Origin of the sequence: Pseudoalteromonas sp. M8, assembly GCF_018141365.1 — a bacterium.
GTDB lineage: Bacteria > Pseudomonadota > Gammaproteobacteria > Enterobacterales > Alteromonadaceae > Pseudoalteromonas.
On record NZ_CP047240.1, the window covers coordinates 177,547 to 202,155 of the forward strand.

Genomic DNA, 24,609 nt, shown 5'->3' on the forward strand with positions numbered 1-24,609 from the left:
GAACAATAAAAACCCTCCAAATCTGCTTACATGTGGATTTGGAGGGGCAAGGAATGAGTAGATTACCTCTAAGATAATTATGAAAGCTGAAAATATAATAATTAATGCAGTCAAGAGCGGTGTTCACCTCTATTTAAAAGATGGTCGGTTAGCGTATAAACTAAACAAAGGGAGTTTTCCCGACGATATAAAAGCAATGGTAGTTGCTAACAAAGACCTTGTTATCGAGCACTTAGAACTACAGTTAACCCAGAGCAACTTAGATAGAACAGTTCAAGCCTATCCAAGAGAAAGCCAGACGTTACCAACGTCATTTTCGCAGCAGCGTTTATGGTTTATAGATCATCTCAAAGGAGGCTCACCAGAGTACAACATGCCAGTGGCCTTGACTGTAAAAGGTGAATTATCGCTGCCTGTAGTTGAACGTGTTTTTCAGCGGATAATTGCGCGTCATGAGGTGCTAAGAACCAATTATTATGATGAAGCAGGCGTGGTGTATCAATATATCCATGAACCTGAAAATGTGGCGTTTAGTGTTGTATATCAAGACCTCAGGTCGTTACAAGGCGAAGCGCAGCAAGCCCAAATAAAAGCACGGATATCAGAGGTTATCACCACCGCGTTTAACTTGGCAGAAGACTTACTATTAAAGGTATTGTATCTGGCGACAGGAGAGGATACAGGAGTCCTACTCTTTAATATGCATCATATCGCGTCGGATGGTTGGTCAATGCAGGTGTTGACCAATGAGTTTGTACGTTTGTATGAAGCCTATAGTCAAGGTGAAGCCGAGCCTTTACCACAATTGGCGTTACAGTATGGAGATTATGCGCAGTGGCAGCGAACGCATATAACGGATACGGTATTAGATAAACAGCTCAGTTATTGGTTAGCGCAGTTGGATGAAGCCCCCGCGGTGCATAACCTCACATTGGATTATCCCCGTCCAGCAGAGAAGCAATATCATGGTGCTCAGGTGGTGTCAGCGTTTTCAGCGCAAACAGCGGATGCGTTATTGGCAGCAGCTAAACGTCATCAATTGACTCCTTTTATGTTATTACATGGTGCATTGTCATTGGTCTTATCAAGACATAGCAATAGTCATGACATCATTATGGGCACACCGGTTGCGAATCGCCTTCAAGCAGAGTTAGCCCCTTTAATCGGCTTCTTTGTAAACACCTTAGTGTTGAGGGTGAATACACAGCATGACAGCTTAGCGGAATATTATGCCCATGTGCGAGCGACCCACTTAGCAGGTCAAAGTCACCAAGATGTTCCATTTGAGCAGTTAGTAGAAAAGCTGAAAGTGCCAAGAAGTCGTGCCCATGGACCTTTGTTCCAGATTATGGTGACGACGAATACAGATTATGGCCTACATGAGCATCAACCATTGCAACTTGCGGGAATAGAAGTAGCGCCTTATCAATCAGATATAGTGCAAGCAAAGTTTGATTTAAAAGTTGACTTAGCCATAGATGAACAAGGAGGTGGCGTTAGCTGGAGCTATGATACGAGTCTCTTTAGTGAAGCACATATAGAACAATTAAGTACGCATTTACAGCAGCTATTAGAAGCGCTGGCAGACACACGAGGTGAGTGGGATATTGCGCTGTCTCAGCTAGACATGCTGTCAGCAAAAGAAGTTAGGCAGCTAGTGCACGAATGTAATGCTCGAAGTGATAAGGCTACGCAGGCATGGGGCAATATCGTTTCCCACTTTACCGCGCAAGCTCAGCGACAGAGTACGCAGACAGCGGTCGTGTGTGGTGACAGCAAGATGAGTTATGGTGAGTTAGATAGGCAATCGAACCAGTTGGCACGCTATTTAATGACGAGGCATCACGTGCAGCGAGGCACACTGGTTGGGCTTTGTATGGATAGGTCCATAGAGATGGTGGTCAGTATTTTAGCGATCCTGAAAGCAGGGGGGGCTATGTGCCACTAGACCCACATTATCCGGAGTCACGATTACGTTATATGGCGACGGACACGGGGATGTCTTTGCTGTTATCACAACAGAGGCTGAAATCGGCGTTACCGGATTTACCTGTGGAAGTCGTTGCGGTGGATGAGATAGCTCAGGATTGGCAATGTTTGGCAGCAACGGATGTAGACGTAGCGATAACGGGGTCGGATGTTGCGTATGTGATTTATACGTCAGGCTCGACGGGGCAGCCTAAAGGGGTGCTCACACCACATCAAGGAGTGACTAGACTAGTCATAGAGCAAAGTTTCATGACACTGAATAGTGATACGGTGATGATGCATTGTGCAAACATTGCGTTTGATGCCGCGACCTTAGAGCTATGGGGGCCATTACTCAACGGCGGGCAATGTGTTCTGTATCGTCCACCATACTTATCACCAGCAGAGCTGAATAAAGAGCTCGAACAGCATAACGTTAACAGTCTGTGGTTAACCGCAGGCTTCTTTAGAGAATGGTCTTATCATGTGCCGACAGTGACATCGCTACGTCAACTGCTAGCAGGGGGAGATAGTCTAGATCTAGACGCAATCAAGCGGATACAGCAGATACAGCCAGAGTTAACGTTGATAAACGGGTATGGACCAACAGAAAACACGACTTTCTCAACGACCTATACATTTCCTCAGGCTTATCAGGAGGAGCGAGTACCAATAGGTTATCGCTTAGATAGTGATGAAATTTACATTTTAGATGGTCACCAGCAATTGGTGCCTCAAGGCTGTATTGGTGAGCTATTTGTGGGCGGTCCAGGGTTAGCGCTTGGGTACTTGAATCAACCAGAGCTAACAGCGGAGCGCTTTGTAGAGAACCCATTTTATGATGAGGCGCAAGCAGGCAGCTCAAGACGACTCTACCGCACCGGAGATCTAGTTCGTTACCTGCCGGATGGGAGAATAGAATTCATAGGTCGTGTTGACAGTCAGGTGAAGATAAGAGGGTTCAGAATAGAGCTTGGAGAAGTGGAAGCCTGTTTACATGCAGCTTCAAGCGTTGCATCGGCGTTGGCGATAGTGAAGGACATCGCGGGAGAGAAGCAATTAATAGGGTATGTGCAGCGACAAAGTGGGCTGGATATAGATGAGTCAAGCTGGCTGCAGGCATTGAAGGCAGAATTACAGCAAGATTTACCAGAGCATATGATACCAAGCATACTGATTGCAGTGGATGAATGGCCATTGACGGCAAATGGCAAGGTGGATAGACGGGCATTGCCAAGTGCAGATGTGGGTTGTTTGCAAGGGGAATATGTAAGCCCTGAAGGTGATATTGAGCAACAATTAGCCGGTATTTGGGCACAGCTTCTGGGTATAAAAGCTGCTGAGATCAGTGCAACGGCGAACTTCTTTACTCTAGGTGGGCATTCGTTACTCACCATACGTTTGGTGTCAGAAATTCAGCGTTGTTACGGTGTCGATATTTCATTACAACAGGTATTTAACGCGAAGGACTTACGCTCGCTGGCGAATGATATTGAGCAAAGCGAGCAAGGGCAAGTATTACCTGCGATTCAAGCCTATCCAAGAGAAAGCCAGACGTTACCAACGTCATTTTCGCAGCAGCGTTTATGGTTTATAGATCATCTCAAAGGAGGCTCACCAGAGTACAACATGCCAGTGGCCTTGACTGTAAAAGGTGAATTATCGCTGCCTGTAGTTGAGCGTGTTTTTCAGCGGATAATTGCGCGTCATGAGGTGCTAAGAACCAATTATTATGATGAAGCAGGCGTGGTGTATCAATATATCCATGAACCTGAAAATGTGGCGTTTAGTGTTGTATATCAAGATCTCAGGTCGTTACAAGGCGAAGCGCAGCAAGCCCAAATAAAAGCACGGATATCAGAGGTTATCACCACCGCGTTTAACTTGGCAGAAGACTTACTATTAAAGGTATTGTATCTGGCGACCGGAGAGGATACAGGAGTCCTACTCTTTAATATGCATCATATCGCGTCGGATGGTTGGTCAATGCAGGTGTTGACCAATGAGTTTGTACGTTTGTATGAAGCCTATAGTCAAGGTGAAGCCGAGCCTTTACCACAATTGGCGTTACAGTATGGAGATTATGCGCAGTGGCAGCGAACGCATATAACGGATACAGTATTAGATAAACAGCTCAGTTATTGGTTAGCGCAGTTGGATGAAGCCCCCGCGGTGCATAACCTCACATTGGATTATCCCCGTCCAGCAGAGAAGCAATATCATGGTGCTCAGGTGGTGTCAGCGTTTTCAGCGCAAACAGCGGATGCGTTATTGGCAGCAGCTAAACGTCATCAATTGACTCCTTTTATGTTATTACATGGTGCATTGTCATTGGTCTTATCAAGACATAGCAATAGTCATGACATCATTATGGGCACACCGGTTGCGAATCGCCTTCAAGCAGAGTTAGCCCCTTTAATCGGCTTCTTTGTAAACACCTTAGTGTTGAGGGTGAATACACAGCATGACAGCTTAGCGGAATATTATGCCCATGTGCGAGCGACCCACTTAGCAGGTCAAAGTCACCAAGATGTTCCATTTGAGCAGTTAGTAGAAAAGCTGAAAGTGCCAAGAAGTCGTGCCCATGGACCTTTGTTCCAGATTATGGTGACGACGAATACAGATTATGGCCTACATGAGCATCAACCATTGCAACTTGCGGGAATAGAAGTAGCGCCTTATCAATCAGATATAGTGCAAGCAAAGTTTGATTTAAAAGTTGACTTAGCCATAGATGAACAAGGAGGTGGCGTTAGCTGGAGCTATGATACGAGCCTCTTTAGTGAAGCACATATAGAACAATTAAGTACGCATTTACAGCAGCTATTAGAAGCGCTGGCAGACACACGAGGTGAGTGGGATATTGCGCTGTCTCAGCTAGACATGCTGTCAGCAAAAGAAGTTAGGCAGTTAGTGCACGAATGTAATGCTCGAAGTGATAATGCTACGCAGGCATGGGGCAATATCGTTTCCCACTTTACCGCGCAAGCTCAGCGACAGAGTACGCAGACAGCGGTCGTGTGTGGTGACAGCAAGATGAGTTATGGTGAGTTAGATAGGCAATCGAACCAGTTGGCACGCTATTTAATGACGAGGCATCACGTGCAGCGAGGCACACTGGTTGGGCTCTGTATGGATAGGTCCATAGAGATGGTGGTCAGTATTTTAGCGATCCTGAAAGCAGGGGGTGGCTATGTGCCACTAGACCCACATTATCCGGAGTCACGATTACGTTATATGGCGACGGACACGGGGATGTCTTTGCTGTTATCACAACAGAGGCTGAAATCGACGTTACCGGATTTACCTGTGGAAGTCGTTGCGGTGGATGCGATAGCTCAGGATTGGCAATGTTTGGCAGCAACGGATGTAGACGTAGCGATAACGGGGTCGGATGTTGCGTATGTGATTTATACGTCAGGCTCGACGGGGCAGCCTAAAGGGGTGCTCACACCACATCAAGGGTTATCGAACTTTTATACCGGGTTTCTAGCTCAAGGCGAGGTGTTGTCGCAAGGGATGGGGGATGCGTGGCTATGGCTTTCTTCATATGTCTTTGATGCATCTTTGAAAGGGTTGTGCTTATTGGCTGATGGGGTCAAATTGGTCATTCCAAGTAAAGCGCAAATATTAGCACCCCTTGAATTGAGTAAGCTAATCAAACAACACGATATTCAAGTTGTGAATGCGACTCCACAATTATTAGGTGCGTTACTTTCAGAACCAACATTACCTGCGGTAGATGTGATTTCTAGTGGTGATCTAATTGGTGCAGGGCTGTTGAAGCGACTACAGCAGTTTGTACAAAAACATAAGCGAGTGCTGTTGAATGCATATGGGCCAACAGAAACGACGGTCAATACGCACTTTGCCGAATTGACTCACAGTGATCGAGAGGTCATCGGGCGAGGCATGCATAATGTGTCTAGCTACATACTTAGTTCAGCCTTTGAGTTGGTGCCTCAAGGTTGTATTGGTGAGCTATTTGTGGGCGGTCCAGGGTTAGCCCTTGGGTACTTGAATCAACCAGAGCTAACAGCGGAGCGCTTTGTAGAGAACCCATTTTATGATGAGGCGCAAGCAGGCAGCTCAAGACGACTCTACCGCACCGGAGATCTAGTTCGTTACCTGCCGGATGGGAGAATAGAATTCATAGGTCGTGTTGACAGTCAGGTGAAGATAAGAGGGTTCAGAATAGAGCTTGGAGAAGTGGAAGCCTGTTTACATGCAGCTTCAAGCGTTGCATCGGCGTTGGCGATAGTGAAGGACATCGCGGGAGAGAAGCAATTAATAGGGTATGTGCAGCGACAAAGTGGGCTGGATATAGATAAGTCAAGCTGGCTGCAGGCATTGAAGGCAGAATTACAGCAAGATTTACCAGAGCATATGATACCAAGCATACTGATTGCAGTGGATGAATGGCCATTGACGGCAAATGGCAAGGTAGATAGACGGGCATTGCCAAGTGCAGATGTGGGTTGTTTGCAAGGGGAATATGTAAGCCCTGAAGGTGATATTGAGCAACAGTTAACCGGTATTTGGGCACAGCTTCTGGGTATAAAAGCCGCTGAGATCAGTGCAACGGCGAACTTCTTTACTCTAGGTGGGCATTCGTTACTCACCATACGTTTGGTGTCAGAAATTCAGCGTTGTTACGGTGTCGATATTTCATTACAACAGGTATTTAACGCGAAGGACTTACGCTCGCTGGCGAATGATATTGAGCAAAGCGAGCAAGGGCAAGTATTACCTGCGATTCAAGCCTATCCAAGAGAAAGCCAGACGTTACCAACGTCATTTTCGCAGCAGCGTTTATGGTTTATAGATCATCTCAAAGGAGGCTCACCAGAGTACAACATGCCAGTGGCCTTGACTGTAAAAGGTGAATTATCGCTGCCTGTAGTTGAGCGTGTTTTTCAGCGGATAATTGCGCGTCATGAGGTGCTAAGAACCAATTATTATGATGAAGCAGGCGTGGTGTATCAATATATCCATGAACCTGAAAATGTGGCGTTTAGTGTTGTATATCAAGACCTCAGGTCGTTACAAGGCGAAGCGCAGCAAGCCCAAATAAAAGCACGGATATCAGAGGTTATCACCACCGCGTTTAACTTGGCAGAAGACTTACTATTAAAGGTATTGTATCTGGCGACCGGAGAGGATACAGGAGTCCTACTCTTTAATATGCATCATATCGCGTCGGATGGTTGGTCAATGCAGGTGTTGACCAATGAGTTTGTACGTTTGTATGAAGCCTATAGTCAAGGTGAAGCCGAGCCTTTACCACAATTGGCGTTACAGTATGGAGATTATGCGCAGTGGCAGCGAACGCATATAACGGATACGGTATTAGATAAACAGCTCAGTTATTGGTTAGCGCAGTTGGATGAAGCCCCCGCGGTGCATAACCTCACATTGGATTATCCCCGTCCAGCAGAGAAGCAATATCATGGTGCTCAGGTGGTGTCAGCGTTTTCAGCGCAAACAGCGGATGCGTTATTGGCAGCAGCTAAACGCCATCAATTGACTCCTTTTATGTTATTACATGGTGCATTGTCATTGGTCTTATCAAGACATAGCAATAGTCATGACATCATTATGGGCACACCGGTTGCGAATCGCCTTCAAGCAGAGTTAGCCCCTTTAATCGGCTTCTTTGTAAACACCTTAGTGTTGAGGGTGAATACACAGCATGACAGCTTAGCGGAATATTATGCCCATGTGCGAGCGACCCACTTAGCAGGTCAAAGTCACCAAGATGTTCCATTTGAGCAGTTAGTAGAAAAGCTGAAAGTGCCAAGAAGTCGTGCCCATGGACCTTTGTTCCAGATTATGGTGACGACGAATACAGATTATGGCCTACATGAGCATCAACCATTGCAACTTGCGGGAATAGAAGTAGCGCCTTATCAATCAGATATAGTGCAAGCAAAGTTTGATTTAAAAGTTGACTTAGCCATAGATGAACAAGGAGGTGGCGTTAGCTGGAACTATGATACGAGCCTCTTTAGTGAAGCACATATAGAACAATTAAGTACGCATTTACAGCAGCTATTAGAAGCGCTGGCAGACACACGAGGTGAGTGGGATATTGCGCTGTCTCAGCTAGACATGCTGTCAGCAAAAGAAGTTAGGCAGCTAGTGCACGAATGTAATGCTCGAAGTGATAATGCTACGCAGGCATGGGGCAATATCGTTTCCCACTTTACCGCGCAAGCTCAGCGACAGAGTACGCAGACAGCGGTCGTGTGTGGTGACAGCAAGATGAGTTATGGTGAGTTAGATAGGCAATCGAACCAGTTGGCACGCTATTTAATGACGAGACATCACGTGCAGCGAGGCACACTGGTTGGGCTCTGTATGGATAGGTCCATAGAGATGGTGGTCAGTATTTTAGCGATCCTGAAAGCAGGAGGGGGCTATGTGCCACTAGACCCACATTATCCGGAGTCACGATTACGTTATATGGCGACGGACACGGGGATGTCTTTGCTGTTATCACAACAGAGGCTGAAATCGGCGTTACCGGATTTACCTGTGGAAGTCGTTGCGGTGGATGAGATAGCTCAGGATTGGCAATGTTTGGCAGCAACGGATGTAGACGTAGCGATAACGGGGTCGGATGTTGCGTATGTGATTTATACGTCAGGCTCGACGGGGCAGCCTAAAGGGGTACTCACACCACATCAAGGGTTATCGAACTTTTATACCGGGTTTCTAGCTCAAGGCGAGGTGCTGTCGCAAGGGATGGGGGATGCGTGGCTATGGCTTTCTTCATATGTCTTTGATGCATCTTTGAAAGGGTTGTGCTTATTGGCTGATGGGGTCAAATTGGTCATTCCAAGTAAAGCGCAAATATTAGCACCCCTTGAATTGAGTAAGCTAATCAAACAACACGATATTCAAGTTGTGAATGCGACTCCACAATTATTAGGTGCGTTACTTTCAGAACCAACATTACCTGCGGTAGATGTGATTTCTAGTGGTGATCTAATTGGTGCAGGGCTGTTGAAGCGACTACAGCAGTTTGTACAAAAACATAAGCGAGTGCTGTTGAATGCATATGGGCCAACAGAAACGACGGTCAATACGCACTTTGCCGAATTGACTCACAGTGATCGAGAGGTCATCGGGCGAGGCATGCATAATGTGTCTAGCTACATACTTAGTTCAGCCTTTGAGTTGGTGCCTCAAGGTTGTAATGGTGAGCTATTTGTGGGCGGTCCAGGGTTAGCCCTTGGGTACTTGAATCAACCAGAGCTAACAGCGGAGCGCTTTGTAGAGAACCCATTTTATGATGAGGCGCAAGCAGGCAGCTCAAGACGACTCTACCGCACCGGAGATTTAGTTCGTTACCTGCCGGATGGGAGAATAGAATTCATAGGTCGTGTTGACAGTCAGGTGAAGATAAGAGGGTTCAGAATAGAGCTTGGAGAAGTGGAAGCCTGTTTACATGCAGCTTCAAGCGTTGCATCGGCGTTGGCGATAGTGAAGGACATCGCGGGAGAGAAGCAATTAATAGGGTATGTGCAGCGACAAAGTGGGCTGGATATAGATGAGTCAAGCTGGCTGCAGGCATTGAAGGCAGAATTACAGCAAGATTTACCAGAGCATATGATACCAAGCATACTGATTGCAGTGGATGAATGGCCATTGACGGCAAATGGCAAGGTGGATAGACGGGCATTGCCAAGTGCAGATGTGGGTTGTTTGCAAGGGGAATATGTAAGCCCTGAAGGTGATATTGAGCAACAGTTAACCGGTATTTGGGCACAGCTTCTGGGTATAAAAGCTGCTGAGATCAGTGCAACGGCGAACTTCTTTACTCTAGGTGGGCATTCGTTACTCACCATACGTTTGGTGTCAGAAATTCAGCGTTGTTACGGTGTCGATATTTCATTACAACAGGTATTTAACGCGAAGGACTTACGCTCGCTGGCGAATGATATTGAGCAAAGCGAGCAAGGGCAAGTATTACCTGCGATTCAAGCCTATCCAAGAGAAAGCCAGACGTTACCAACGTCATTTTCGCAGCAGCGTTTATGGTTTATAGATCATCTCAAAGGAGGCTCACCAGAGTACAACATGCCAGTGGCCTTGACTGTAAAAGGTGAATTATCGCTGCCTGTAGTTGAACGTGTTTTTCAGCGGATAATTGCGCGTCATGAGGTGCTAAGAACCAATTATTATGATGAAGCAGGCGTGGTGTATCAATATATCCATGAACCTGAAAATGTGGCGTTTAGTGTTGTATATCAAGACCTCAGGTCGTTACAAGGCGAAGCGCAGCAAGCCCAAATAAAAGCACGGATATCAGAGGTTATCACCACCGCGTTTAACTTGGCAGAAGACTTACTATTAAAGGTGTTGTATTTGGCGACCGGAGAGGATACAGGAGTCCTACTCTTTAATATGCATCATATCGCGTCGGATGGTTGGTCAATGCAGGTGTTGACCAATGAGTTTGTACGTTTGTATGAAGCCTATAGTCAAGGTGAAGCCGAGCCTTTACCACAATTGGCGTTACAGTATGGAGATTATGCGCAGTGGCAGCGAACGCATATAACGGATACGGTATTAGATAAACAGCTCAGTTATTGGTTAGCGCAGTTGGATGAAGCCCCCGCGGTGCATAACCTCACATTGGATTATCCCCGTCCAGCAGAGAAGCAATATCATGGTGCTCAGGTGGTGTCAGCGTTTTCAGCGCAAACAGCGGATGCGTTATTGGCAGCAGCTAAACGCCATCAATTGACTCCTTTTATGTTATTACATGGTGCATTGTCATTGGTCTTATCAAGACATAGCAATAGTCATGACATCATTATGGGCACACCGGTTGCGAATCGCCTTCAAGCAGAGTTAGCCCCTTTAATCGGCTTCTTTGTAAACACCTTAGTGTTGAGGGTGAATACACAGCATGACAGCTTAGCGGAATATTATGCCCATGTGCGAGCGACCCACTTAGCAGGTCAAAGTCACCAAGATGTTCCATTTGAGCAGTTAGTAGAAAAGCTGAAAGTGCCAAGAAGTCGTGCCCATGGACCTTTGTTCCAGATTATGGTGACGACGAATACAGATTATGGCCTACATGAGCATCAACCATTGCAACTTGCGGGAATAGAAGTAGCGCCTTATCAATCAGATATAGTGCAAGCAAAGTTTGATTTAAAAGTTGACTTAGCCATAGATGAACAAGGAGGTGGCGTTAGCTGGAACTATGATACGAGCCTCTTTAGTGAAGCACATATAGAACAATTAAGTACGCATTTACAGCAGCTATTAGAAGCGCTGGCAGACACACGAGGTGAGTGGGATATTGCGCTGTCTCAGCTAGACATGCTGTCAGCAAAAGAAGTTAGGCAGCTAGTGCACGAATGTAATGCTCGAAGTGATAATGCTACGCAGGCATGGGGCAATATCGTTTCCCACTTTACCGCGCAAGCTCAGCGACAGAGTACGCAGACAGCGGTCGTGTGTGGTGACAGCAAGATGAGTTATGGTGAGTTAGATAGGCAATCGAACCAGTTGGCACGCTATTTAATGACGAGACATCACGTGCAGCGAGGCACACTGGTTGGGCTCTGTATGGATAGGTCCATAGAGATGGTGGTCAGTATTTTAGCGATCCTGAAAGCAGGAGGGGGCTATGTGCCACTAGACCCACATTATCCGGAGTCACGATTACGTTATATGGCGACGGACACGGGGATGTCTTTGCTGTTATCACAACAGAGGCTGAAATCGGCGTTACCGGATTTACCTGTGGAAGTCGTTGCGGTGGATGAGATAGCTCAGGATTGGCAATGTTTGGCAGCAACGGATGTAGACGTAGCGATAACGGGGTCGGATGTCGCGTATGTGATTTATACGTCAGGCTCGACGGGGCAGCCTAAAGGGGTGCTCACACCACATCAAGGAGTGACTAGACTAGTCATAGAGCAAAGTTTCATGACTCTGAATAGTGATACGGTGATGATGCATTGTGCAAACATTGCGTTTGATGCCGCGACCTTAGAGCTATGGGGCCATTACTCAACGGCGGGCAATGTGTTCTGTATCGTCCACCATACTTATCACCAGCAGAGCTGAATAAAGAGCTCGAACAGCATAACGTTAACAGTCTGTGGTTAACCGCAGGCTTCTTTAGAGAATGGTCTTATCATGTGCCGACAGTGACATCGCTACGTCAACTGTTAGCAGGGGGAGATAGTCTAGATCTAGACGCAATCAAGCGGATACAGCAGATACAGCCAGAGTTAACGTTGATAAACGGGTATGGACCAACAGAAAACACGACTTTCTCAACGACCTATACATTTCCTCAGGCTTATCAGGAGGAGCGAGTACCAATAGGTTATCGCTTAGATAGTGATGAAATTTACATTTTAGATGGTCACCAGCAATTGGTGCCTCAAGGCTGTATTGGTGAGCTATTTGTGGGCGGTCCAGGGTTAGCGCTTGGGTACTTGAATCAACCAGAGCTAACAGCGGAGCGCTTTGTAGAGAACCCATTTTATGATGAGGCGCAAGCAGGCAGCTCAAGACGACTCTACCGCACCGGAGATCTAGTTCGTTACCTGCCGGATGGGAGAATAGAATTCATAGGTCGTGTTGACAGTCAGGTGAAGATAAGAGGGTTCAGAATAGAGCTTGGGGAAGTGGAAGCCTGTTTACATGCAGCTTCAAGCGTTGCATCGGCGTTGGCGATAGTGAAGGACATCGCGGGAGAGAAGCAATTAATAGGGTATGTGCAGCGACAAAGTGGGCTGGATATAGATGAGTCAAGCTGGTTGCAGGCATTGAAGGCAGAATTACAGCAAGATTTACCAGAGCATATGATACCAAGCATACTGATTGCAGTGGATGAATGGCCATTGACGGCAAATGGCAAGGTGGATAGACGGGCATTGCCAAGTGCAGATGTGGGTTGTTTGCAAGGGGAATATGTAAGCCCTGAAGGTGATATTGAGCAACAGTTAGCCGGTATTTGGGCACAGCTTCTGGGTATAAAAGCCGCTGAGATCAGTGCAACGGCGAACTTCTTTACTCTGGGTGGGCATTCGTTGTTATTGGTAAAACTTTACAATCAGATCCAAGCTCAGTTAGCTGTTTCTGTGTCTTTTCCAGATTTGTATACTGCACTCTCACTGAGAGAGCAAGCCAACGCAATTCAGAGTAAAAACATAGCAGATAGAAATCACAATTCGCCTTTAGTATTTTTAAACAAAAGTGCAAGTGAAGATAAGTCTGAGTTTTTGGTTGTTGCGATTCCTGGGGTGTTGTCAACACCGAATGATTTTAGGTCTTTCGCTCAGACTCTTGATACACACGGAGTACCATGTATCAGTATTCACCATCCCGGTGTATTCGATGATTGTGAGTCAGTTACTACGATCAAGTCACATGGACAGTATATCTTTGACAGCATTAGGCCACAGTTTAAGAATAAACAGATCGTTTTAGTTGGGCATTCTTATGGTGGAGCTCTGGCCCAAGAGGTTGCAGAGTGTATGGGCAGTATTGAGAATCAAATATCGCTTGTTTTGCTGGATAGTTATTTTGCGCAGAGTTCATACAGGATGGATATGGACTCTAGATTAGAAAATATAGCAACATGGACACAATCACTTAAAGACACAGAGCTTGTTAATAAGTTGAATAGGTTGGCTAAGTGGCAGTCGGAAGCGTTTTTCTCATATAGCCCTGATCAGATCTGGGACAAAGAGGTGCTAATGATGTTCGCGGAGGACTCATCGATCGAGTCATGCAATTATATTGAACTATCAAAGCAGTGGTTTAGAGGTCCTGTAACAGTTGAAATGGTACCGGGAGGTCATAAATCCATGCTGGAAAGTCCTAACGTTGAGCAAGTCAGTCATGGCTTGTTACGTTATCTCGGTATTCAATAACTACTAGACGTAGATGAATCAGTTGTAGAAATGAGCTGGGCTCCATACTGTTATGGGGCCCATTTTTATTTATCGGTCTAACATCAATCACGCTAATTCTCCAACTAATTGGAACGAAAATACGATATCTCCACGCTTAAAAAAGTTCATTTATTTAACCTCGGGGTAAGAAGTAAGTTAATCCACTAAAATCACTAAGTTCAAAAGCGTAATATCACTCTAGCCAGAAGTTATTTCTTAAATGCAAGGCAAATTTGTGCGTCAAAAGCTGGCCTATTGCAAGAAAATTTAACGCAGTAGTAAGGGATAACAGCTGCTAGAGAACAAGTTGTTATCCCAAGCTCAGGTTATTTAATGTAATCAACACTTGTACAAGCTAAAACTGGCACAGCATAATTATTCGATGTAGGCCTAACAGCAAGGTAAAGATACTAATCAATGGCATTGATGCGAGAGGCCATCACACTGCGCTTAATTCATCAATTTTCGTATAAGTTGCTTGACTGCAAATTCTGCGTTCTGGCTAAAATTCACTTAGGTGGATTACATCTCGTAGCGTGTTAATTAATAGCTTTTTAGAATGTTTATTGAGGGAAAGCAGAACTCGGAATAATAGTTTCTCAATCCGAGTTCTGGGTGCTTAGATGGGCAGTTATTGATCTCGTAGGGAATAAATTGCCGGTCTTCTGATAATCCCCCAAACAGCAAGTGTGGATGTAAACGCAGTTACTGCAATAATAGTAACTATTGGTAATATTAATCCTGTTGTTGAAAGAGCGAATGTGAAACGGGTTGAAGTTATCCACACTGCAACGCCTGAAACTATGATTGCAGCTCCAATTAGCGCGAGTATGATGACCTTAAAGTTCTCTAAGATCACACCTTTCACAATAGTAAGTGGTGACGCTCCAATAGCCATACGAACCCCGAGTTCAAATTTTCTCATGCTAATTCCATAACTTAATACGCCATATATACCAATCACGGCGATTGAAAGTGTCACTATTGCCAAAGCTAGAGATGCCCAACTAGCGATGTAATGAAGCGCAAGAGAATTTGCTAATTGTGATTCAAGTGGTTGAATATCCGAGACTCGCCACGTGGGTGTGGTCTTCGCGATAATACTATTTATAAATTGGGGAGTAAGCTGCTGGTTTGAATCTACTTCTATGATAAAAGAAGGAGCGTAACGCTCGATATTATCTACAGCCCACATTTTGGCTGAGTTATTTTGTTCCGGTAGGTTTAGATCTTCGGTGACGGCAATAATTTCATATTGAATTGTACGGCGTCCATTTAACCAGTAATAACGCTCACCAACTACATCGCCACCCGGCTTTAACTTATTGGCAAACTCTTTATTTACAATGAGGTAAGGAGAGCGATTATACACGTCTTCTCGAGTAAAATTGCGACCTTGGAGAATGTCTAACTGTAACGTTGGTATATACGCTTCATCAATTAAGTTGCCAGAGACAGAATACTGATTCTCAAACCCAGAGTCTGGGCTTAAGAAAGTACTAATACCAAACTCGACAGGCGTACCTGTAGTTAAGCTTGCAGATACAACTCTAGGGTTGGCTCTTATCTCGCTTACAATATCAAGTAGTTGTTGTCTTCTCGTACTATAATATGAATCTCTTTCAGCGCGACTTGGCCTTGGTTCGAAAAGCTGATTCAATTCCACTTGGTAACGATCTTTACTTACGAAATTGGGAGCCTGGCTTAGCAATGACCATGAGTTTATAAAGATTTGAAAGCAAGAAATCAGTAATAAACTAGCAAGAAAGATCTGACTGAAAATTAGTGCTGAACGGGTACTTGATTTCACTTGGATGCTGGTACCTTTACCACTACTTTGTATTTGAGCGTTTAGTTTACTGAAGTTAATTTTGGCACTGATAAGCCAAGCACCTAGCCAAGCTAATAATGCTGAAAGAGTTAAACAAAATATGACTGACGGCACATTAGTTGTTAAGCGTGCAACACTAGGTAAGCTGTCTGTTGCAATTAATTTTAATAGGTAATAGCACAGCTCCGATACACCTAATGCTAAAATTGCTGATAAGAGAGTTAATGTCGCAAGCTCAATAAAAATGCCTCGAACGATCTGTTTTCGTTGAGCGCCTAAAGCCGCTTTTATGGACATAGTCCGCTGCTGATTTACTGCTCTTGCGAGCACTAAATTGGCGATATTGGCACAAGCGATTAGCGTCAAACAAAATGCACCAACTAATAACCAAATTGTTCTTGATGCACTGTCGCCATGGATTTTTTCTTTTAATGGTTTTAGCTCAAAAGTGATAGTCATATCATTAAAAAATGAACGACCTGCAGTTTCTGCTTTAAAACGCCCGTTATATTTATTTGTCAGTTGGTGATTCAGCTTCGCGATATCTTCATCCGCTAAAATTTTAGTTAAAATGTGTCTGTTTGGGCCTGTCAATCCCCATTGCTGAGCATCTCGTCGATAGGATGGAAGGTAATCCCATGGAAGCCAAATACTTGTTAGTCTGCCTGGAGTATATAGCTCTGGCTCAGGTGTATTCTCTGAAAGTACGCCAATAATTCTGAAGTTAACTTGATCTATCTGGAACGTTTTTCCCAAAACCTGTGGATCTGCGCCAAAGTACGTTTGCCAAGAGTGGTAAGAAAGCACCGCTACAGGTGATATACTATCGATACCTTCTTCATCAGAAAAACCACGACCAAGCTCGAAATTGAAACCCAAAAGGGGCATAAACTCTGGAGTGGTGTAAGCAACATTCACCCGAGGGGTATCGGCACGGCTTCGTATTACTTCTTCACCATAGGCAAAAAGTGCAGTTTGAATGTGATCTGATTTTTCGTTTTTATACGCCTCGACCAAAATTGGCATTGGGGTGTAGTCTTCAAATTCAATTTTATCTTTTATGTAGTGGTTTGTCTTAGAGACATATAATTTCTCACTATCATGGTATGGCAGGGGGGCTGCGAGAATCTGGAAGTTTAAGTTGAACATGGCAATAAGCGTGCCCAAAGTAATTCCAAGAGTTATAATTATAGTAAGGGTAAATATTTTTGCTTTGCTAAGAGAGTATAAGCATGATTGGATCTCTTGTTTCAACATGTTGAGCTCCTCACCGGCTGTGTGACGAGCAAAATTGGCAATTCGAAGTGCGGTTCGTACATTTTAAGCTTCCTTGTGTATTCTTATGGTTATTTAGCTAGCCAACGGCTCCGAATGCTTTTCAGTGCTCTGTTCTTGAGGAGTTAAAATCTTGCCATCTAATAGGTGCAGCTTTCGTGTTGCCATATCTGCATACCTAGGATCATGTGTAACCATGCACAATGTGGTGCCTTCTAAATTTAGCGCTTTGAGCATATCCATCACGGCATCACCGTTCTTTGAGTCAAGGTTACCAGTCGGCTCATCTACAAGCAGTAACGCAGGGTTGCCAACCAAAGCGCGGGCTATAGCAATACGTTGTTGCTGTCCGCCTGAAAGTTGATTAGGGCGGTGGCTAGCTCTATGGCCCATGTCTACTTTTGTAAGGCAGCTGGTAACCGCTTGTGTGATCTCAACCTCGGTCATTGGCTCTTTGCGATAACGCAATGGAAGTGCAATATTTTCAAATACGGTCAGTTCATCTATCAGATTAAATGATTGAAATATAAAGCCAACCTTTTGGTTCCGTATATGTGCAGCTTCACTCAAGCTTAATTTACTTACTTCTATTCCCTCAACCTGATAACTTCCATCTGTAGGCGTATCTAGTAACCCCAATATGGAAAGGAGAGTTGATTTACCACAACCTGATGGACCGCATATTGAGACGAAATCACCCTTATATATTTCGAGGTCTATTCCTCTCAGCGCGTGCGTTTCCATTTCCTCTGTGCTAAACACCTTAGTGATGCCTGACATTTTCAATATTGCTTCTTTCATAGTTTGTTATCCTATTAAATTACTGAATTATTCTTATTTTCTGCGCTGTTTTGAAAGAGGTAGTATCGGAGAGAATAACTTGTTGGTCTAAGCCAATACCTTCCTCTATTTGAATATAGTTGCCAGCGTCAATACCGAATGAAACAGATGTTGAGTTGGCATACTCTCCTGCACTATCTAAAACGAAAATAGATTGTTGGGTGTGGGGATGAGTATTACTAGGGCGCTCGACGTATAACACGTCCTGTAATGAATGTGTCATGATTGTTGCGTCCACGTTGAGTTCTGGTCTTGCAGATTCTGGTACGGCATCGTTGAAGGTGAGCTCGACTTCGATTGTCCCTTCCTGTACTTGAGGGCTGATCCTAGTAACAGTTGCTTGCACTTTCTCACGTCTAGTGTTTACAACCGCAGGTTGACCCACTCGTATTTGCTCGGCTTTAGATTGTGAAACACGAACAAGTGCTTGAAGATCTGCGCTACTACCTACTTGCGCTAGCTCTTGGCCAGCCACAACACTTTGTCCTAGTTCTACAGCCAATCGTTGTAAAACACCTTCAGTTCCAGCGCGAACGGTGAGCTTAGCTTCTCTTTCTATAAGTCGTGCGAGAATGGAATTAGCTTGATTTATTAATTCCTGTGAAATAGTTAAGTCTTCTTTATGCAGTAACTTTAACTGCTCTATACGCTGATGTTGTAACTTTACACGTTCAGCAAGCTGCCTTTCTTCAAGTTCTGCGGTTTTTACCTCAATTGCAGGTACAACTCCCTGATCTCTGAGCTCCTGCTGTGCTTCGCGGCGCATAGCTAGAGACTGATGCTCACTTTTTAATTCCGCTAACGTCGCAGCTTCCATGAGAAGCTCTCGTTGGTTTGCGAGTTTTTGTCGGCGGAAGTTGGCTTTTTGTCTGTTTAATTCCATTTCTGCGCTGGCTAGCTGCTGCGTCAGGTCTGGATCCTGCATCTTTAAAATAATGGTGTCAGGTAGTACTTCACCGCCGGGGCGCACTAATATTTCATTTACTGTTGCGGGGTCTTGTGCGGTAATTAGTTTTTGCTTATTTGAGCGAAGTACACCATAGCCTGTCACTTCAACGTCAAGGTTACCGCGCTGTACATTGCCAATGATAATTGAATGCCTTTCAAGCTTAGTACTGGTCTGATCTGAAAGTTTCCCCATCATGAACCAAATAGATACAAGTACCACAGGAATGCTTATGAGTATAAACAGTTTACGTAATGGCTTAGCTTGTTTCTTTTTTATTACATCCACCTTTAGTTGCCTTTTTTATCGGATTGATAACTTGATGTAAGCAAACAGTGTGCCATTTATATCTTGTTGTTTTGTTTGTTGTTTTATTTTTATTTGGATAAGTAAAGTCCGGTTCTGGACTATGTGGATGAGTAAATCGGACCAGCAATTTGTGGAACAAGAATGGCGCTATTTATTATGAAATGAGGCATGGCATAACTGTTTTTCTGCCTTGACTTCCATACTGCGTTATCGCTTATTTATGGGTAACAACCACACTACATAGGCTCAGTCTTGCCTAAATACCACACAGGCTGCTGCAAATTTAACCTTGAAAGGCCAACAGACCCTAATTTTCCGATGTTTAGATTAACTAAGGGGTACTGGAATGAGCACTTGGCAAAGAGCTCCAGGCCTATCAGAGCGGTTGGTTAAGCTTATGGATCCGGACATATGCTCAACGAAGTAACGACTGATATAGAGCCCGATACCTTCGCCCTTTTGTTTTGTAGAATAAAATGGAACAAAAAGGTTATCGCTATTAGCTACACCGCTTCCTTCATCTAAAACTTCAAAAACAGCGGTATTGTTGGTGGTATACAACCGAAGTGTTATTTTTGAGTCTCTCGGGCTAGCTTCTATGGCATTTTTAACAATATTAATAATCACTTGTTTAAACAGGGTTGGATCAACGTGAAAGTAAACGGGAGAAAGCTCTACTTGCCACTGTTGGTCCGGAAACATACCTTGTACCATTTTTATGAGATCAGTGCCCGATAGGCGCTGGATCGTCACTGTTATTGGTTGGTTTAATTGTGTGTACTTTTGAATAAAGTCCTGTAAGTGAAAACAGCGCTCTAAGACAATATCGAAAGCTTGGCTATCTCTAGGATCGTTGATGCGTGTTTGCAACCTTTCTAATAAGGCAGTTACTGGTGTAAGTGAGTTACGTATTTCATGGCTAATGACACGAATCAAGCGTTGCCAAGCCTGTAGCTCTTGATTTCGCAATGCATGTTGTATATCTATACAAATAACGAGATGATAAGTGTGTTCTTGGTTTGTAAATGTACTGTGTCTAACTTGCCAGCGCTTGTTGAGTCCAAGGTCAACAAAGTGCCACTGTGGCGTATTACTTAGCCCAAGCGATTCAGGGCGACTATAGCGTAAAGTTTGCCATGGTTTTTGGAATAATTGGTAGCACTCTTCATTGCCAAAACAAAGTTGCATGCGTTGATCAAAGATCAGTATGGGGGTATTCAACACACTGATAAGCTCAGCGACCAAAAACGATTGGACATCTTCATCCGTTTTTTCACTTTGCAACATGTCAGAGAGCGCATTCAGTTGGTTGTGCAATTGCGCGACAACACCCGAAGAAAATGTGGGCTTAGCTCTTAGGCTAAAATCACGTTTTAACCATGCTTCGACTTGATAACCGCAGCGTTCAAAAGACAATTTACAACGATTGTAGAGCTGTCTTACCAGCAAGCCTTGACACAGAATAAAAATGACAATTATTAGTAGTGAATATAAAGTTATGGATGCCGAAATGTGCACGTCTAAGTGCCAACTCAAAACGCAAATGCCTACAATTTCAAGTACTACCAGCAGTAAAAACTTTACTACAAAATACCGAGCTAACGGTTCTTTAGTTAAGCTCATATTTCTCAAGGCGTCGGTAGAGTGCTTGTTTAGTAATACCCAGTAATTCAGCCGCTTGTTGTTTATTTCCTGCCGTATTATTCAAAGCCTGTGTGATTAATTGTTGTTCCGCTTGTTCTAATGTGATCAGAGGTAATGCTTCTGAATGATTTTGTGTAAGCTGCGATGGTGTGCTCATATGTAATTGCTCCGGCCCTATTTCATCTGTTTGAGCTAATAGAACTGCTCGCTCTAGTAAGTGCCCCAGCTCTCTAGTATTTCCTGGCCAGTCATAAAGTTTTAATTGATTGAGTGCTGCGGGAGTGAGGCTACATTCATTTTTCCCGTATCGGTTACCGTGGGTTTTTATAAAATGCTCTGCCAATAATTCAATATCCTCAGGCCGCGTTCTCAATGGAGGAATTTCTATGGTAAAAGTATTGATTCTATAGAAGAGATCTTGGCGAAACTCAGCTTGTGATATTAGCTGTTCAAGCTTTGCATTGGTGGCACTAATTAGCCTTACATTAGCCACTTCAGTAGTGCTTGAGCCAACAGGTTCATATTCTCTGGATTCTAATACCCGAAGTAACTTGCTTTGTTGCGCTAGAGGCAGGGTACCAATCTCATCTAAAAACAAAGTACCAAGATTCGCGAGTTTAAATCGTCCTGCACGGTCTGATCTAGCATCCGTAAATGCACCTTTTGTATGTCCAAAAAGCTCGCTCTCAAAGAGTTGCTCTGGGATTGTCGCCATATTGACAGAAATAAACGGATGCGTTGAACGGTGTGAGTGCTGATGGATCCACTGGGCTATAAGGCTCTTACCTACACCATTTTCCCCAGTCAGTAGAATATTAGCATCAGTAGGGGCCATCACTTCAAGCTGCTCCATGAGCTGCTTCATTGTTTTACTACGCCAAAGTACGGGTTTAGCATCTCCAGCTAGCGCGTGCTGAAGCCCTTGATTTTTATTAGTTAAATCACTGAGCTGTAGCTGATACCGGATTACTTGTTCGAAACGTTGATTTTTCCATGGCTTTTCTAAGAAATCAGCAGCGCCTAATTGCATAGCTTGCACAACAAGCTCTGTATGTGACCAGGCTGTCATTGCTACAATAGGTGTCGTATTGCCAAGCTGCTGCTGCTGTCTTAAAAACTTTAAACCCTCCTGCCCCGATGTTGAATCTAGTTCAAAGTTCATATCGAGCAAGATTAACTTAGGCTTATTCTGTGCTAGAAAAGTCAGTGCTTGTACTGGATTTTCAACTTCCTCGACAGCTAAGCCTAAATCTTCTAATACAAATCGTGCGGCCAACCTAACTTCTCTATTATCTTCTACTAGCAATATTAGTGGTTTAACGCTCACAGCAAGCTTCCTTGATTTATTATTATCATACCATCAACAGCCGCATTACTCTCCGCGAAGCGAGTGTAATGCTGGGCGGGTAATAATACTTTTTAAGGATAGTAGCGCAACACCAACGACTAGAATAACGACTAAAGTGAAAGAAACTAACCAATGGATAGCGCTATTTATTGTAACAGGTACAAGCGTATCCTGAAGCATCGAAATACTCAATAATACCAAGATTGAGGTGCATACGGCAGCTAGAATAGGTCGTAAATTATCCTTTAACACGAGTGAAAATATGGCAATCGGTGTTGCGCCTAATGACATTCTGACACCTAGCTCAAAGCGTCGTAATGCCATATTGTATTTACATACACCATAGATACCAAGCGCAGCGAGTGCAAGTGCAATCACAGAAAGTGTTAAGGTGAAGATACTGATTACACGTTCTTGCTGTAAATGTGCCGCTAGAAGCTCAGTTGTAGATTGGAAGTTGTAAACGCGCATCTGAGGGTGAATACGTGTTAATACTTGATTGATTTCCGCTCTGCTAATTGTAGAGTGAGGCTTGGTTTGAATTAAAATGAAAGGGTAACCTGTCGGTATTGCTGGTGTAAAAACTCTCGCGATGTGCAGCTGTTTAGGAAGATAGATATCATCAACGACACCCACCACTTCTAAACTCTCATGACTATTACGTGGGTATAATTTTGCACCTAGTACTTGTCCCTGTTCTTTCAGTCGTTTAGCGAGTGTTTGATTTACAATAACGACAGGATCACTATTAATGGCTTCTTTCATGGTAAAGGATCTCCCACTGGTAAGTTTAGCACCAAAGGTGTCGAAGTAAGTTGACGTACCAGTCGTGCGTTGATACTCAAAAGCATTCTTTTCTATTCCCGGTTCAAGTTGCATCTGGCGGTCAGAAAAGCCAGGCAACCAGTAGGAAATTGGCGGGTAACCCCCAATACCAGCTGTTGCGACGTGGGGTAGCTTCGCCAATGAGTCAACGGCAGATAGGAGTAATTGTTGACGCTCTTCCCGACTCATTTGTTCTAATAGAGTGCCTAAGTTAAGCGCGACTTGATAGGTATTTTGTTCCCTAATCCCTGTATCACGTTGTAAGTTTTGCCAGCTTGTTTGGAATATCCCAATGCAAATAGTGAGGAGTGAAAGACAGATAAATAACTGAAACGAGATTAGTAAAGTGCGAGTCGTTGCGGAGATTTGAACGCTGGTTCCTTTACCACTACTTTGCAGTTGCTGAACAATATGGCGGTAGTTAAGTTGCCGGCTTACTATCCAAGAAAGGAGTAAACACACCGTAATACTGACTAAGAAGGCAAATGCAATAGTATGCATCTCTAGATTGAGTTCTTGTAGGCGTGCTAATGGGCCAGCTACTCCTGACTTTAGCAGCTCGATGATCCCTTCGGCAATGAACAGCGACAATGCTGCGGCTGTTATAAACAGCAGTCCTAGCTCTATTGCAATATGCAAAAATAGGTGATTTGGTTTTGCACCCAAAGCGGCCTGAATAGCAAAGCTCTTTTGTTGCTCTGCTGCACGTGATAGCACTAAACTACAAATATTACTCAATGCTATTAACAGCAATACAAGGCTCCCTAACAACATCATAATACTCACTTGCGATGCTTCACCGATAATACGATGTTTAACGGGGATAAATTTGAGATGTACTTTACTGTTGGCAAATGCTTGTTCACCAGCAGTTTGTTGTTGTAGTTGTTCGTTGAGCCAGTTTTCAAGAGACAGCTTTGCGCGACGTGCATGTTGCACATCATGTAACTTTAGCAATTGATATGTCTGGATATTATTCCTTTGCCATGTCGGAGCTGGTGAATCATTGTAGTCATAGCTAATCCATACATCAGTATACCAGTTGGGTGTTGATAATACGGGTTCAATAAATTGCTTATCAGTAACACCTACTATTTTAAAACTAACGCCTTTGAATACGAGCGTTTTATCTAAAATATCAGGGTTACCACCGAAGTAACGCTTCCATACTTGGTATGAAACGATTGCAACGGGTTGCTGACTACCGACCCCTTCATCAGCACTAAAGTAGCGCCCCAATGCCAGTGGCGCATTGAGTAATGGCATAAACTCAGGGGTAATAGCACCGATGTTAAATGTAGGACTGCTCGGTAAACTTTGTTCAACATCAATACTAATATTCTGAATGGCCATGATTTCGATATCAGAGAATTGTGTTTGTTTGTTATATGCCTCTAAACTCCCCGCATGAGGAATAAAGTTGCTCTGTTTCACCTCATTATGGTCATCAACTAATTCACCACGCATTAGCATTAGGCGTTCAGAATCAGGATAGGGAAGCGGAGCTGCGAGAAGTTGATAATTTAGATTATACATTGATACCAATGCGCCTAGCGTCATTGCTAGAGTGAGCGTGATTGTTAACGCATAACTAATGTGGCATTGAAGTCTTTGCCAGGCCATTTTAATAGAATGTATTACCATTTTTACCCCAAATCCGCTCACGATATCCGTCTGTATTCTGTAACAG

The 24,609-nt window shown here is 44.1% G+C and carries 6 protein-coding genes and 1 pseudogene; 1 reads left to right on the forward strand and 6 read right to left on the reverse strand.

The annotated features are described in order from the left end of the window. Positions 1–155 precede the first annotated feature (155 nt). A pseudogene (locus GSF13_RS05970) lies at positions 156–13,880 on the forward strand (AMP-binding protein). Positions 13,881–14,532: 652 nt separating this feature from the next. On the opposite strand, the gene GSF13_RS05980 reads toward GSF13_RS05970, so the two are convergent. The 6 genes from GSF13_RS05980 to GSF13_RS06005 form a co-directional block, all read right to left on the reverse strand. Beyond that, the gene (locus tag GSF13_RS05980) at positions 14,533–16,989 is read right to left on the reverse strand and encodes an ABC transporter permease (protein WP_010607882.1); all 2,457 of its coding nucleotides are present in this window, start codon (positions 16,987–16,989) and stop codon (positions 14,533–14,535) included. A 93-nt stretch (positions 16,990–17,082) separates the two neighbouring features. Continuing rightward, positions 17,083–17,808, reverse strand: coding sequence for an ABC transporter ATP-binding protein (locus GSF13_RS05985; protein ID WP_010607883.1), 726 nt, complete (start codon positions 17,806–17,808; stop codon positions 17,083–17,085). Positions 17,809–17,827: 19 nt separating this feature from the next. Continuing rightward, positions 17,828–19,081 (reverse strand): HlyD family efflux transporter periplasmic adaptor subunit, encoded by a 1,254-nt coding sequence (locus GSF13_RS05990; RefSeq protein ID WP_010607884.1) that lies wholly within the window; start codon positions 19,079–19,081, stop codon positions 17,828–17,830. Positions 19,082–19,429: 348 nt separating this feature from the next. Then, positions 19,430–20,725, reverse strand: a complete 1,296-nt coding sequence (locus GSF13_RS05995; protein WP_010607885.1) for an ATP-binding protein — start codon at positions 20,723–20,725, stop codon at positions 19,430–19,432. Then, positions 20,712–22,073, reverse strand: coding sequence for a sigma-54 dependent transcriptional regulator (locus GSF13_RS06000; RefSeq protein WP_211867508.1), 1,362 nt, complete (start codon positions 22,071–22,073; stop codon positions 20,712–20,714). Before GSF13_RS06000 ends, GSF13_RS05995 begins: the two co-directional genes overlap by 14 nt. Before the next feature lie 45 nt (positions 22,074–22,118). Further along, entirely contained in the window at positions 22,119–24,563 is a 2,445-nt protein-coding gene (locus GSF13_RS06005; protein WP_227387609.1) for an ABC transporter permease, read from the reverse strand. Positions 24,564–24,609: the final 46 nt, after the last annotated feature.

Bases quoted from the DNA above. Each gene is read 5' to 3' on its own strand.
- GSF13_RS05980 (WP_010607882.1), bottom strand. From the start codon at position 16,989: ATGTTGAAACAAGAGATCCAATCATGCTTATACTCTCTTAGCAAAGCA.
- GSF13_RS05985 (WP_010607883.1), bottom strand. From the start codon at position 17,808: ATGAAAGAAGCAATATTGAAAATGTCAGGCATCACTAAGGTGTTTAGC.
- GSF13_RS05995 (WP_010607885.1), bottom strand. From the start codon at position 20,725: ATGAGCTTAACTAAAGAACCGTTAGCTCGGTATTTTGTAGTAAAGTTT.
- GSF13_RS06005 (WP_227387609.1), bottom strand. From the start codon at position 24,563: ATGGTAATACATTCTATTAAAATGGCCTGGCAAAGACTTCAATGCCAC.